This window comes from Prosthecobacter sp., from assembly GCF_044227185.1.
Taxonomy (GTDB): Bacteria; Verrucomicrobiota; Verrucomicrobiia; order Verrucomicrobiales; family Verrucomicrobiaceae; genus Prosthecobacter.
In genome coordinates, this window is the sequence record NZ_JBGAFO010000002.1 from 256504 (window position 1) to 269978 (window position 13475).

General features: G+C 61.9%; 13 protein-coding genes. 1 reads left to right on the forward strand and 12 read right to left on the reverse strand.

Annotated features, from left to right (window positions below; all coding sequences use genetic code 11):
* Positions 1–4: 4 nt before the first annotated feature.
* The 12 genes from ACILSQ_RS05585 to ACILSQ_RS05640 all read right to left on the reverse strand — a co-directional run bounded on the left by ACILSQ_RS05585 (position 5) and on the right by ACILSQ_RS05640 (position 11917).
* Positions 5–1177 carry a glycosyltransferase family 4 protein gene (locus tag ACILSQ_RS05585; protein WP_395742600.1) on the reverse strand — a complete coding sequence of 391 codons (1173 nt, stop codon included), beginning with the start codon at positions 1175–1177 and terminating at the stop codon, positions 5–7.
* Positions 1155–2207, reverse strand: coding sequence for a glycosyltransferase family 9 protein (locus tag ACILSQ_RS05590; protein WP_395742601.1), 1053 nt, complete (start codon positions 2205–2207; stop codon positions 1155–1157). The genes ACILSQ_RS05585 and ACILSQ_RS05590 overlap by 23 nt, the downstream gene beginning before the upstream one ends.
* Before the next feature lie 35 nt (positions 2208–2242).
* The gene (locus ACILSQ_RS05595) at positions 2243–3067 is read right to left on the reverse strand and encodes a hypothetical protein (RefSeq protein WP_395742602.1); all 825 of its coding nucleotides are present in this window, start codon (positions 3065–3067) and stop codon (positions 2243–2245) included.
* Positions 3068–3082: 15 nt separating this feature from the next.
* The gene (locus ACILSQ_RS05600; protein WP_395742603.1) at positions 3083–3838 is read right to left on the reverse strand and encodes a crotonobetainyl-CoA--carnitine CoA-transferase; all 756 of its coding nucleotides are present in this window, start codon (positions 3836–3838) and stop codon (positions 3083–3085) included.
* An 8-nt stretch (positions 3839–3846) separates the two neighbouring features.
* Positions 3847–4773 (reverse strand): hypothetical protein, encoded by a 927-nt coding sequence (locus ACILSQ_RS05605; RefSeq protein WP_395742604.1) that lies wholly within the window; start codon positions 4771–4773, stop codon positions 3847–3849.
* Positions 4770–5693 carry a GDP-L-fucose synthase family protein gene (locus ACILSQ_RS05610; RefSeq protein WP_395742605.1) on the reverse strand — a complete coding sequence of 308 codons (924 nt, stop codon included), beginning with the start codon at positions 5691–5693 and terminating at the stop codon, positions 4770–4772. The genes ACILSQ_RS05605 and ACILSQ_RS05610 overlap by 4 nt, the downstream gene beginning before the upstream one ends.
* 5 nt (positions 5694–5698) lie before the next feature.
* Entirely contained in the window at positions 5699–6727 is a 1029-nt protein-coding gene (locus ACILSQ_RS05615) for an NAD-dependent epimerase/dehydratase family protein (RefSeq protein WP_395742606.1), read from the reverse strand.
* Entirely contained in the window at positions 6720–7601 is an 882-nt protein-coding gene (locus tag ACILSQ_RS05620; RefSeq protein ID WP_395742607.1) for a transketolase family protein, read from the reverse strand. The genes ACILSQ_RS05615 and ACILSQ_RS05620 overlap by 8 nt, the downstream gene beginning before the upstream one ends.
* Complete coding sequence (locus ACILSQ_RS05625; protein WP_395742608.1) at positions 7598–8371, reverse strand: transketolase; 774 nt, start codon at positions 8369–8371, stop codon at positions 7598–7600. The genes ACILSQ_RS05620 and ACILSQ_RS05625 overlap by 4 nt, the downstream gene beginning before the upstream one ends.
* Before the next feature lie 124 nt (positions 8372–8495).
* Positions 8496–9644 carry a glycosyltransferase family 61 protein gene (locus ACILSQ_RS05630; RefSeq protein WP_395742609.1) on the reverse strand — a complete coding sequence of 383 codons (1149 nt, stop codon included), beginning with the start codon at positions 9642–9644 and terminating at the stop codon, positions 8496–8498.
* Between the two features lie 24 nt (positions 9645–9668).
* A complete protein-coding gene (locus ACILSQ_RS05635; protein WP_395742610.1) occupies positions 9669–10619 on the reverse strand; it encodes an NAD-dependent epimerase/dehydratase family protein in 951 nt (316 codons plus the stop codon).
* Between the two features lie 2 nt (positions 10620–10621).
* The gene (locus ACILSQ_RS05640; protein ID WP_395742611.1) at positions 10622–11917 is read right to left on the reverse strand and encodes a nucleotide sugar dehydrogenase; all 1296 of its coding nucleotides are present in this window, start codon (positions 11915–11917) and stop codon (positions 10622–10624) included.
* Positions 11918–12257: 340 nt separating this feature from the next.
* Between ACILSQ_RS05640 and ACILSQ_RS05645 the strand changes: the two genes are divergently transcribed.
* A complete protein-coding gene (locus ACILSQ_RS05645; RefSeq protein ID WP_395742612.1) occupies positions 12258–13418 on the forward strand; it encodes a glycosyltransferase family 4 protein in 1161 nt (386 codons plus the stop codon).
* Positions 13419–13475 lie beyond the last annotated feature (57 nt).

A 13475-nucleotide genomic window follows, 5' to 3' on the forward strand; every position in this document is an offset into this window, starting at 1 on the left:
TCATTCAATCTGGAGAGGCCTGCAAAAACGGCCAGTAGCGGGAGTTTCTGGCCTCCCAGCCCAAAGTGAGCAGCCGCTGATTTGCAGACTGCACCAACTCCAGCCCCAGCTCAGGCGCTGACATGAGCCTGCGGAGCTGGGCCGCCAGAGCCGCGGCATCTCCCGCAGCAAACACGAGCGCTTCCTGTTCCGGCCGCATGACCTCCACAATGGAAGGCAGATCACTGGCCAGCACCGGCCGCTGACAGGCCAGGTAATCATACGCTTTGGTGATGGCCACGCAGGGCATGCGCCCCTGGTTCAAGGCAGGAATCACCAAAGCGTCCACTCCCGAAAGGAAGCCGTTCAGCTCAGACTGGCGCACCTGCCCGACGAAGCTGATGTGATCGTGCATGCCGTCCTTGATCTGGTCGCGCAGCTTTTCGATTTCCGCCGGACTGCCCCCCGCGATCTTTAACTGCGCGGCTCGTGGCAATGCGGCGGAAATCGATTCCCAGTACTCGATCAACCAGTCGATCCCCTGCCCGCGATACAGCGAGCCGACATACCCCAGAACGAAGGGCGTGGCGCCAGGGGCGGGCGCAGGCAGCGTCTTCGGCACAGCGCATGCCAGCCCGATATTGATGAGCGGCGTGGCCGGGTGATTTTTTTGCAGCAGCGCCTTCAGTGAATCGGTGGTCGTCACCAGCCCGTCTGCCAAGGCGAGCACGCGGTGCTCACGCACGGATTTCGGCTGGTCCTTGTGCCCGTCCAGCTCCTGCAACTGGTGCACCTCATAGACACATTTGAGTTTTGATTTGAGCGTCTTTTTGCCAGCCAGAAAGGCAAAGAGCTTCGGAAAGCTGGCGGTCAGCAGCACATCCCCCTTCCGCGCATGGCGGCGCAGATGCCAGGAGGCCGCGGCATGAAAAATGACATTGAGCGTGACGCCCCTCTCACGCTTGGCTTTGCGCAGCGCGGGCAAAGCCGTGACCCGAAGGTTTTCCAGAGGCGGGAGATCAAAATGCTCCGCGCATGCGGCGGAGACATCCCGGGCCAGGGATAGAGTTCCTGGCACGAGCAGCTCCACGCTGCGGCCCGCCCCTGTCCTGGCCAGCCACCAGCAGTTTCGATAGCAGTACAGCGCGTGCGCTGAACCATCGAACACATGCTGATTAATGACGAAGAAGACCTTCATGATGGTTCTTTTGCATCAATTCCTGGCAGGCGGCGGCGACTTCCGCCACACGGATGCGATCCATGGAGCGCAGCCGTGTGTCCACATAGCCATCTGGACGGACGAGCTCGTTCTCCTCGTACTGCGGGATGACCAGCCGGTGCTCACAAGCCCAGGGCCGCCAGACCTGCTCCACCGTCGGGCCGAAGAGCGCCACAATGGGGACCTGGCACGCAGCCGCCAGGTGCATGGCAGCGGTGTCCACCCCGACGAAGAGCCTGGACGCGTAAAGCAACCCGGCCATGCCCGCCCATGTGAGCTTTCCATGGGTCAGCACGACATTCAGGCCTGCTCCAGACCTGATGCGTTCGCAAAATTCCACTTCATCACGGCTGGGGCCGGAGCTGAGCACCAGGCGATGGCCCGCTTTCTCCAGTCCGCTGCATAGTTCAATCCAGCGCTCCAGCGGCCAGGATTTGCGCTTCCAGCGTGTGGACGGGTGTATGACCGTGCAGCCGCTCAGCCTCTGCTCCTTCACCCAGGCGTCATCAGCCCTGCCGCGCGTGAACTGCAGCGGCGGGATGTCCCCATCCAGCCTCAGGACATCCCGCACGAGATTGAAATCTTTGATCACGCGATGAGAGCCGCATTCGCTGTAGGGGAGGCAGACATCAAAGACATGGCTCCAGACCGCGGAGATCCCGTCCGCGGAGGAAACAGCGGTGAACCGGGCGCCACTCACTCCGGCCATCCACAGGCCACGCCGCCCGTCGCTGAAATCAAAAGCAAAATCAAACTTCTGCCGCCGGACCAGCAGCAGATTGCGGATGTCATCCACCAGCACCTTGCTGCGGGAGCGCTTCCCGCCGCCTGTCGGCGCACTGGTCAGCAAGTGGTCGATGCCTTCACACCCAGCCAGGATTCCCTCCGTCCCTGCACGCACCCAAACCCATATCTCCGCATCGGGATACTGACGCTTCACCGCGGCGATTGTGGGAGTCAGCAGCAGTGCGTCGCCAATGTGTTTGAACTTGGTGAATAGAATCTTCAAATCAGTAAGAAACGGGACACAAGGCCAGCGAGGCTTCAGGCATGAATATTCAGCGGTTTGACCGTTCCGCCTCCGGCACGGGCCGTCTTTTCAGAGCGCCTCCGCAGCCAGCTCCTGAAGCTGCGCTTTTTCCAACTGCGGATGAGCTTGGAAACGAAGTCCTTCCCCTGGGGCGGGCAAGGGCGGGGGGAAGCGCTCAGCGGCACGTTTTCCCGTTTGAAAAACTCCAGGGTGGAAGGCTTCCAGAACAGACCTTTGATGGACTCCTGGTAGGTCAGCAGCGCCTTGCCTTCCGGGCCGATGTAGTAGTGGCCCTCCGGGCTCTCACGAGCGAGCTGCTTGGAGCGGTTCTCCGCCTGCCAGATGTTCATGCCGGGCGCGGCCGCGACAGCGCGCAACTGGCTGGCGCTCCAAATGGTCGCATTCAGCCCGACGCAGGGAGGCTCCGGGAGAATGGCGTGCCAGGTGGACTCTGGCACCGGCGTACCCTGGACGCTGAAGTGATCGATCCCCAGGTAGCAAGCCTGCCGCTGGCGGAACTGCTGCACCGCCGCCTGCACCTCCTGGCTGACAACCGGCCGGTTCAGGAAGAAGTCATCCAGCAGCATGAGCCACACGTCTCCCCGCACATGGGGCAAAGCCGCGCGCAGATTGTCTCCCCACTGGCGGTCATCCCCCACCTTGATGGTGTGCACACGCGGGTCGTCGTAGCTCAGGTGATTGGCGACGATGTAAACCGGCGTCGGGACGTCCGGCCAGTATTTGAACAGGAAGTGGAAAAAGTAAGGCCAGGTGTCCGAGTAGAAATCGCACGAAGGGACGACGAGCGTGAAGGCGCTGTCCAGCTGGGTGTCCGTCATGGTCTCGGAGGCAGGTTACTCAATGACGCAGTAGCTCGTTCGGGAAGTGTAGGGCAGGCGACGGAGGGAGATGTTCCCCAGGCCGAGCGCCTCCATGACCGCCAGCGTTTCCCCCGGCGTGGCATGCTCATTGAGCTCATCGAAGCCGAGGATGCTGCCCTTGGTCAGGCGCGGCTTGAGCAGTTCGAGGCATTTCTTCGTCGGCGCATAGAGGTCGAGATCGAAATAAGCCAGGGCGACGATGGTCTCCTGATGCTTTTCGAGATAGACCGGCAGTGTTTCGCACACGTCTCCCTGCACGAGTTCGAATTTGCGGATATGGCCCAGAGGATTTTCCGCCTCATGGAACTCCATGATCTTGGTGAGGTACTCTTTGTAGCCCTCGGTCACGGAATAGCCGCCCTGGCGCATGATGCCGCCGTCGCCATCCTGGTTGGCAGTGTGCGGGAAGCCGGCAAAGGTGTCGAAGGCAATGATCTTGCGATGACGGTGGAAGGGCTCGTAGATGCCGCGCAGGGCGGCAAAGGTGGCGATGTTCTGCCCCCAGCGGGTGCCGAACTCCATGACGACGCCGGGCAGTTCCACGATCTTCTGGTAGATGAAGTCCATGAACTTCAGGCGCGCCCAGGTTTTGGAGCTGAGAAAGAGACCCATGTTGTCCATGCGCTCCTCAGGGGGAATGGGGCACTGCGCGATGAGGCTGGTCATGGCCTTGCGGCGTTCCCGCTCATCAGCGGAGGCGAAATTGACGACGTTGAATGAATCGCTCATGGAAAGGCTTAGCGGTTGGGGGACCAGACGATGAGGGAATGCCCTTCGATGAAGAAGCTGCCGCTGTGCACGCGCTGCTTGCGGTGGATGGTGAGCTTTCCTTCGCGCTCCAGTTCTTCCAGACGTGGCAGGTAGCCTTTGAGGTAGTTGCGCTTGTTCGAGTAGAGGACCGAAAGCTGATCGTGCAGGTCGTCCTTTTCCAGCACTTCGTCGATCGGCTCAAAGTGAACCACAAGCTCCGGTTTCTTCCGCAGTATGAACTGGATGAAGGCCTCATGGCGCGGGCCCACCTGCTCCAGAGCAGCCACGCTGTAGGCCACGCTGTTTGGCAGGAACTCGAGGGTTTCGTCCGGATGGTAGAAGTCAAAATTGCGACCTTCGAGATTGGGATCGATGCCGCTGGCGGCCATGCCGTTGAGGATTTTCTGCGAGGCGGTGGTCCAGTCCAGGCCCACGAGGTGGGCGGTGGGGTTGATCTTGCGTGCGCGCAGCAGGTGGTAGCCCGGGCCGCAGCCAAACTCATAGATGCCTGCGGCGTCCTTCATGTAGCGCTCCATGGCATACTCCACCAGGAGGCAGATGATGCGGTAATCGAAGGACTCGGACACCGGGCGCACCCAGCGCCTGCGCCAGCGCACGATGGGGTGCTTGCCAAAGTAGAGGGGGACGGCGGCGTCCGGGTTGCCGGTTTTGCAGAAGATGTCGAAGTTTTCGCCCCAGCCACGCTCCCAGTCGTCGATGCGATGCTCGCCGGCGACTTTGAGTTCGGGGTTCACCAGCGCGCGCACGGCTTCGAGGATGTACTGGTCGCGCTCCTGCGGAGTGATTTCGGTGAAACGCAGGTCGAATTCGGCGAGGCGCTGCTTGAGACGCTCGCTGACGGGCTCGCCCAGGATGGCTTCGAGGTCGGCGGGCTGGATGGTTTGGACGGTCATTGGCGGATGTTGGGATAGTTGGCCTTGAACCACGCGACGCTCTTTTCGACACCTTCATCGAGCGAGGTGAACTGGAAGTCGGGGAGGTATTTGCGGAGCTTGGTGGTGTCTGAGGGCTTGCGGAACTGGCCGTCGGGCTTGGTGGAGTCCCACACAATCTTGCCGGTGAACTTCATCTTGTCGGCCACGATTTCGACGAGCTCCTTGATGCTGCGCTCGATGCCGGAGGAGAAGATGATGGGCTCCTCCTCGTGGTAGTTTTCGAGGGCCCAGAGGGCCAGGCGGGCGATGTCGTCCACGTAAACGAACTCTCTCAGCGGGGTGCCGCTGCCCCAGACGGGAAGATCCGCGCCCTCCTGCTGGCGCAGGAAGCAGCGGTGGATGAGGGAGGGCATGACGTGGCCGCCTTCGAGGGCGAAGTCGTCGCCGGGGCCGTACATGTTGGTGGGAATGGCGACGATGAAGTCGCAGTTCCACTCCTTGCGGTAGGCGGCGCTCTGCACCTCCAGCATGCGCTTGGCATAGGCGTAGCCGAAGTTCGAGGGATGCGGGGCGCCGTTGTGCAGGTTCTTCTCGGTCAGGGGGTATTCCGTCTTGTCCGGGAAGACACAGGTGGACATGAAGGAGATCAGCCGTTTGACGCCGGCCTGTCGCGCGGCCTCGAGGACGTTGAGGTTGATCAGGATGTTGTGCCGGAAGTATTCGCCGGAGTGGACGCTGTTGCTGCCAATGCCGCCGACGACGGCGGCGCAGTGGATGACGAACTCGGGCTTGTGCGTGCGAAAGAGGGCCGCGGTGGCCTCAAAACTGGTGAGATCGGCATCCTCCCGCGTCAGATACACCGCCCCCTCCTCGCCCAACAGGCGGCGAAGTGAGGAACCTAACATGCCGGCGCTGCCGGTGACGAGATAACGGGCCATAAAAATTATGCAGCCACCGGTTGCTCCCGGCGGTGCCATGCGATGGTTCTACGAAGTCCCTCGTCAAAGTCAACGTATTTGAGGGGGCCGAACTCCCGCTCGTACAGCCCCATGTCCAGGCCCACTTCAGGCGGTGCTCCTTCGAGCGGACGGGCGGTCTCCGGCAGACGCACAGGCACGCCCAGCTGCGCCCCGATTTTCTCCGCGACTTCACGAATGAGCAGCACACCGCGACCGCCGACATTGTAGATGGGTTCACGGCCTTCGAGCACGGCGCGCAGCATGATGCGCACGGCGTCCGGCGCGTAGCAGTAGATGCGGCGTGCATCGCCGTGGTCCATCATGGCGATCTCGCCCTGCTTGAGAGCTTTTTCGATGAAGGTGTAGAGCACCCTGCGGTCATGGGCATGTGCCCCGGGGCCGTAGGCGAGCGCGAGGCGGGCGGACACGGCCTGGATGCCTCCGGCGCGTGCGGCATTGCAGGCGGCCTCGCCGCAGCGCTTGCCCTCGATGTAGCAGGCGCGGGGGTGGGTGGTGTTGGTGGTGCCGATGCTGTCCTCGCGGTTTGGCTCGCCGACGGGCAGGCCGACGTAAAGCTCGCTGGTGCTGACGAAGAGGAAGCGGCCGCCGGTGGGAACCTTCTCCAGCAGGTCGAGCGTGGCCTCGGTGTTAAGGCGGATGGTTTTGCCGGGATTTTCCAGGAAACGCCCGGGCTGGCCGTAGCCTGCGGCGTGCAAAATGACCTCGGCTTGATCCAGGCTGCGCCGAAAGGTGGGATCTGTGAGGTCGCCGCGGCGGATGGAGATCTGCGGGTGGTCTAGCATCTCAGCGATGACACCCGTCACGGGGCTTTGAAAGGTTACCTGCAGGCGGAGTTTGGAACCCTCGGCAATCAGACGGCGAAAGGCTGCTGCCATGTGAATGCCCACCACGCCGGAGGCGCCGGTGAGCAGGACGCGTGCGTCCTGCAAGGGTTCGCGGGGGACGCCGTCGAGGGCGATGCCGGCATCTTCGTGGAAATAGGAACTAGACATGGAGAAGCTCGTCAAAACGGGCGCGGATGTCTGGCGCCAGAAGGCCGCAGGCACGATCGTGGTAATCGGCGTTGCCGTAGGAGGTGAGGAACTGGCGCGGCACTCCCATGCTGGTGAGAGCGATGCGTTTTCCACGCAGAGCCTGCGTGACGCTGGCGGCCAGGGTGCCCTCGTAGAAGGGCTCGACGCAGAGAATGCGGCCGTCCCCGGCATGCTGCTGCAGCGTGGCGGCATCAAAGGGGGTGAGCGTGGTGTAGTAGAGGATGGTGGCATCGGTGCCTTCGAGGGCTTCGACGACGCGATCCAGGAACGGCCCGACCGTGACGACCACGGGGCCCGAGCCTGCGCGGATGACCTGGGCCTGGCCAAAGGTGACAGGCTGCGCACTGCGGTTCGAGCGCTCCGAGAGGCGGTAATAGGTGGGATGACCGCTGGCGTAGGTCTGCGACATCAGCGCATCAAGCTCGGCGGGGTGCCCCGGCACGATGATCTCCACACCAGGAACGGCCTGCATGAGGGACACATCCCCCGGGCAGTGATGGGAGCAGCCCAGCGCGGCGTAGTCGTAGGAACCGCCCACGGAGACGAAGTTGCCGCCCAGCTCCTGATAGCCGAAGTCCACCTTGATCTGCTCGAAGGCGCGCTCGACCACGAAGGGGGCGATGCTGTGAAACAGAGGAATGAAGCCCTCCTTGGCAAGGCCGGCCGCGACACTGACCGAGGCCTGCTCGAGGATGCCGATGTTGATGACGCGCTGGGGGTGTTTTTTGAAGGCGTTGCGGAAGGCGAAGACGCCAATGTCGCCAAGCAGGACGACGAGGCGCGGATCTTCGTCCAGCAGACGCTCCGTGGTGGTGACAAACTGTTTTCTCATGTGAGTTGGGCCAGCAGCGCCTCCAGTTCGTCCGCTTTGGGAGCCTTGTGATGCCAGGCCGGGTTGTGTTCCATTTCCTTGCAGCCGCGGCCTTTGATGGTGCGCGCAATGACGGCACGCGGAACGGAGCCGCCATGAGCTTCGAGCGCCGCCTTGATCTGGGCGTGGTCATGACCATCGATCTCGATGGCCTCCCAGCCGAAGGAGCTGAACTTGGCGCAGAGGTCTCCGAGCATGAGGGCGCGGTCTCCGGAGTGGTTGTAATCCACGATGCAGGTGAAATTACCCAGCTGATGGTGGGCGGCCAGGAGGGCGGCCTCCCAGACGGCGCCCTCATTGCACTCGCCATCTCCGACGATGCAGACAACGCGCGAGGGGGAGGCATTGATCTTCAATCCGAGCGCCATGCCCGCCGCCATAGGCATGCCGTGGCCGAGGGACCCTGTGGAGGCTTCGACACCCGGGACTTTGCGCGAGTCAGGGTGGCCGCCCAGCCTGCCGCTGGAGGAGGCGAAGGTGTTTAATTCCTCGAGCGGAAAGAAGCCGCGCTGAGCCAGAATGCCGTAGATGCCGAGGGAGGCATGTCCCTTGCTGAGCACAAAGCGGTCGCGCATGGGGTCCTGCGGGTTGCGCGGATCGTTGCGGAGGATGCTGTGATACAGCACCCAGAGGATGTCGAGAATGGAAAAAGCACTGGCGATGTGCCCCTCACCAGAAACGCTGGCCGCTCGAATGATTTTTTCTTTTAGTGCTCGGATGTCTGACTCCATTAAAAACTGAAATTTGGATGGCGAATAGAGACCCGCTCCCCCCCCGAGGCAACCTCAATTCGTGATCCATTCTTCCGCTCGCAACAAGCAGCCGTGCGACCGCGGCCGGACAGCCGAGGGCCGGTCACTCCCGGCAGGGGTGTTTGAGCCGGGCGGCCTCCGGGCGCTGAAGCATCTGGTCCAGCAATTCGGTGAAGCGCTGCTCGGGAAAGCTCCAGTTGGCCCTGGAGGGCAGGGTTTCACCCGAAAGAAAAGTCAGCGAGCTGCTGCCGCACAACCGTGCGAGCTGGGAGGCATGAGCGGTCCCGTGGACAGGATGCTCGACCGAGCCGGGCGTCAGGATCACGCAGAGTGAATCATGAGTGAAAAGCACATTGCACAACCCCTGGCCGATGGGGCCCATGATGAGCGGGGCGGAGCGAAACATGCCGATCTGCTGCGCCATGGAGTATTTTCCCAGGCTGATCACATCCACATCACCCACGCGGCTGCGCAGGATTTCGACGATGCGGTCTTCATTCAGGAGCTGTTTGTCCGGGGCGTCCTTGCGGGTGATGAACAGCGCGCGGCCCGGCCCGTCTGGCACAGGCGCCGTGGCGGCGCATTTGGAAAGCTCCGCATAGAAATGCGGAGCGCAGAGCCCGCCACCGGTAAACATGTTTGGCACGAAGATCAGCTCGTCCACCCGCATGGTGCCCTGCGTGCCTTCGATGACCTTGGCAGGGTCCAGACCCACAAATTCCACGTAGCGTGACTGCCAGCGCCCATGCCCGGGAGCCGTGAGAATGCGGTAGTCTGGCAGAGATCGGAGATAGTCACGCGCCGCCATCAGCCGAGGCAGATGCTCGATCATGAAGTGCCCGCGGTTGTCGTGGTTTCTCCCCGTCAGGTGAAACAGAGGCGGGCCGCTCCAGCGTCTGGCACCGAGTTTCAGAGGCCGGTAGATTTTGAGCACTCTGAGCTCATAAGGCCACACCCAGGGGTCAAAGAGCGAACCATCGTCCAGGAACACCTGCCCCTGATCCCCGGTGAGCCACACGTCCTTGAGCCGAAACAGTTCCGCATTGGGCCATTTGGAGTCGCAGTTGGCGGTTTCCGGGCCGTTGAAGTGAAGCTCCAGCGGGTTCACGCCGGATTGCTCCCCTGCGGGAAGCAGCACCCGGCGCTCCAGAACCCCGGAGGCATTTTCTGCCGGAGTCACCCGCAGCTTGTTCCCACAGGCGCGCAGCAGGCCATTGTAGGCGTCCAGGATGATGCGGGCTTTGGATTTCATGGGAGGATCAGACTGCCCAATGAATCAGGTGTCAGCCGTGGTTTTGTAAAACTCCAGCGTGCGGCGCAGCCCTTCCTCCCAGCCGACCTGGACCTCATAGTTGAGGCAGGAACGGGCGGCGCTGATGTCCGCCAGCGAATGAAGCACATCGCCGGCACGGGCGGGCTCGAAGCGCGGCTGCAACTGCTGGCCGGTGAGGTGATTGATGTCTTTCACCAGGCGGAGGAGATCGATGGAGTGACCGGCCGCGACATTGAAGACCTTCCCCGCGGCCTTTTCCGCAGGCGCCTCGGCAGCGAGCAGATTGGCGGAAACGGCATTGGCCACGAAGGTGAAATCACGCGCCTGGCTGCCGTCCCCAAAAATGACGGGGGCGGTGCCGGCCAGCATGCAGGTGCAGAATTTTGCAATGACACCGGAGTAGGGTGAATCAAAAGCCTGGCGCGGCCCGAAGATGTTGAAGTAGCGGAGCGCGACGGTTTCAAACCCGTAGAGCTGATGGAAGAGCTGGCAGTAGCGCTCGCCGCCGTACTTTTGCAGCGCGTAAGGCGAGAGCGGCTGCACGGGCAGGCCTTCATGCTTGGCGGGAACATCCGCGTTGCCGTAGATGGAGGAGGAGGAGGCAAACATCAGCCGTTTCACGCCGGCATCCCTGGCGGCGAGGAGGACATTCAGAGTGCCGTCGAGATTGTTCGCATTGCTCTCCAGAGGAGCGGCGACCGAGCGCGGCACCGAGGGAAGCGCCCCCTGATGAAAAACCCAGTCAACACCGGGCATGAGCCTGGCCAGGATGGCCGGATCGCGAACATCTCCCTCGACGAGGTCGATTTTATCGCCCGGCTGCTTCCAGTTGAGGTTGGCCGGACTGCCCAGGGAAAGATTGTCCAGCACGATGACCTCCGCCCCCTTGCGGCAGAGCGCCTCGGAAATGTGGGAGCCGATAAAACCTGCACCACCGGTGACGAGAGCTTTCATGCTTATGCTTTGAAATAGTTCGGTTTTCCCTTCATCAAGGCGCTGAGGGCATTGCGCGAATCCACCACGAGCCGTGCGTGCTCAGCAATGAGCGCCACATCCACGGCCTTGTGATTGGTGGCCACGAGGACGAGATCATAATCCGCCAGGGAGGCGGCCGCGAGCGCGACGCTTTTGCGACCTGCGAAATGAGCATGCTCCCGCGAAGGGCGGATGACAGGCACGTGGGGATCGTGATAGTCCACCTCCGCGCCCTGCTGCTCCAGAAGGTCCCAGAGCACGTAGGCCGGACTTTCACGATCGTCGTCCACATTCGACTTGTAGGCGATGCCGATCATGAGGATGCGACTGTCCCGGATGGTGAGATGCAGGGAGGCCAGGGCCTCTGACACGCGCTTGATCACGTAGGCCGGCATGGCGGTGTTGACCTCGCCGGCGAGTTCGATGAAGCGCGTCTCCTGGCCATACTCACGTGCCTTCCAGGTGAGGTAGAAGGGATCGATGGGGATGCAATGACCGCCGAGGCCGGGGCCCGGATAAAAAGGCATGAATCCAAAGGGCTTGGTCTTTGCCGCTTCAATGACGTCCCAGATGTCGATGCCCATGGCCGCATAGACGACCTTGAGCTCGTTGACCATGGCGATGTTCACGGCGCGGAAGATGTTTTCGGTGAGCTTCACCGCCTCCGCCACACGGCAGGACTCCACGGGTACCAGGGTTTTGATGGCGCGGCCATAGACACTGAGCGCATGCTGGCGGCATTCAGGGGTGTAACCGCCGACGATCTTGGGAATCACGGCCACGTCACTCTGAGGATTGCCGGGATCCTCGCGCTCCGGCGAGAAGGCCAGATGAAAGTCCACGCCGGCTTTGAGAGTGGATCCCGCCTCCAGCACCTCGCGCAGCTCGGTGTCGGTCGTTCCGGGGTAGGTGGTGGACTCCAGCACCACGAGCTGGCCGGGCTGCAGGTGCGGGGCGATGGCCCTGCCGGTGTTTAGCACGTAGGTGAGGTCGGGGTCGCGGTGCTTTGCCAGCGGCGTGGGAACGCAGATGATGATGGCCTCGCATTCACGCACCCGGGAAAAGTCCGTGGTGGCGGAAAAACGCCCGGCATCCCGCTGCGTGCGGATGGCCTCCGCGGAGATGTGCAGGATGTAGCTCTCTCCGGCCTCGAGGGATTTGATTTTGGCGGGATCAATGTCGAATCCCAGCACAGTGCTGCCCGTTCTGGCAAACTGAAGGCTCAATGGCAGGCCCACATAGCCCAGGCCGATGATGCCGATGGTGGATGACGTCATGTAGGAAGGTCGGAGGTGGAAGAAAAAATTGGATATGAAGGCAAGGCAGGGAGCATGCCAGAACTTTTTTTCCAAAAAGGAAAACAGCCTACCTGATGAGGCGTTTACCATGACGCGAATATGCTATTCGTCATCCTGTGATGATTACCTAAAACTGCGCGGCGATTGCGCTGCACAAAAAAAACGCAGTCAAGAGCATTGCAGTACTCACCATTACAAAACAATGATGTTGTAGTTTTAGGCATCATACCATAAAACGGGTGAAATTAATGAATTAATTGGCATTTCACTACGCGCAGAGCCTCCCCGCGCAGCGAATTATTCATCAATGCTTTACACCATGATTGAAAACAGACCCCGGCAGTGGCGCATCCTCCATTCCGAGGCTTCTCTCGGCTGGGGCGGGCAGGAGCACCGCGTCATGGCGGAGCTGAGCGGATTCCAGCGCCGCGGTTGCGCGGTGTCTTTGCTCGCGCACCCGCAAAGCCAGATCATGGCGCGGGCGCAGGCGGCAGGCATCACCACCCATGCCTGCGCCTATGACCGCAGGCTGATGGCCTATGATGTGCTGCGCCTGGCGCTCCTGCTCAGGCGTGAGCGAATTCAGGTGGTCAACACCCACAGTTCACGCGATGGCTGGCTGGTGGGCATGGCTGCACGGCTGGCGCGCACCAAGCTGCTGCTCCGCACCCGGCACATCGATGTGATCGACCGCACTCCAAGAGTGAGCCGGTACAAGTTTACCCTGATGGCGGATCATGCCCTGACCACAAGTGACAAAATCACCCGCTACATCCGCAGCACTTTCGACCTGGCGGAAAACCGCGCCACCACGCTGCCCACCGGGATCGACGTGGGTCAGTTCCACCCTGGAGGTCCCAAGGCCGACCTGCCGGTGTTCAGGGGAACCGGCGCACCACCAGTAATCGGCATGGTCTCCGTTCTGCGCTCGTGGAAAGGCCACCAGACCTTCTTCGAGGCAGCCCGCCTTCTGCGCGAATCAGGCCGCGACTTTCAGTATGTGGTCACAGGCGGGGGCGCGCCTGTGGAAGTCTATGCCGCCATGGCGCGGAGCCACGGCGTGGAAGACTGCGTGAAGTTCACCGGGCACCGTGAGGACGTGCCTGACGTGCTGCGCGCACTGGATGTGCTGTGCATCCCCTCCCTCAAGCATGAAGGGGTGCCGCAGATCGGTCTGCAGGCTCTTGCCAGCGGCACCGCCGTGGTGGGCAGTGACTGCGGCGGCATCCCGGAGATCATCCGTGATGGCAGCACCGGGCGCGTTTTCCCAGCAGGGAATGCCGACGCCATGGCCGGGCGCATCGCGGCGGCGATCGATGAGCGTGAGCAAACACGGAAGATGTGCCTTGCCGGACGCGAGCTGGTGGAAAAGCATCACAGTCTGGACGCCATGCTGGACCGCCTCGACGAGATCTATGCGCGGCATCTTGAACGCTCAGGCAAAAATGCCCTGCCGCACACCAAGCCGGTGTTTGCATGAACATGGCTCCTGAAAAAAGGATTTGGCTCCCTGCTGCTTGAGTAATAGAGCAGCAGG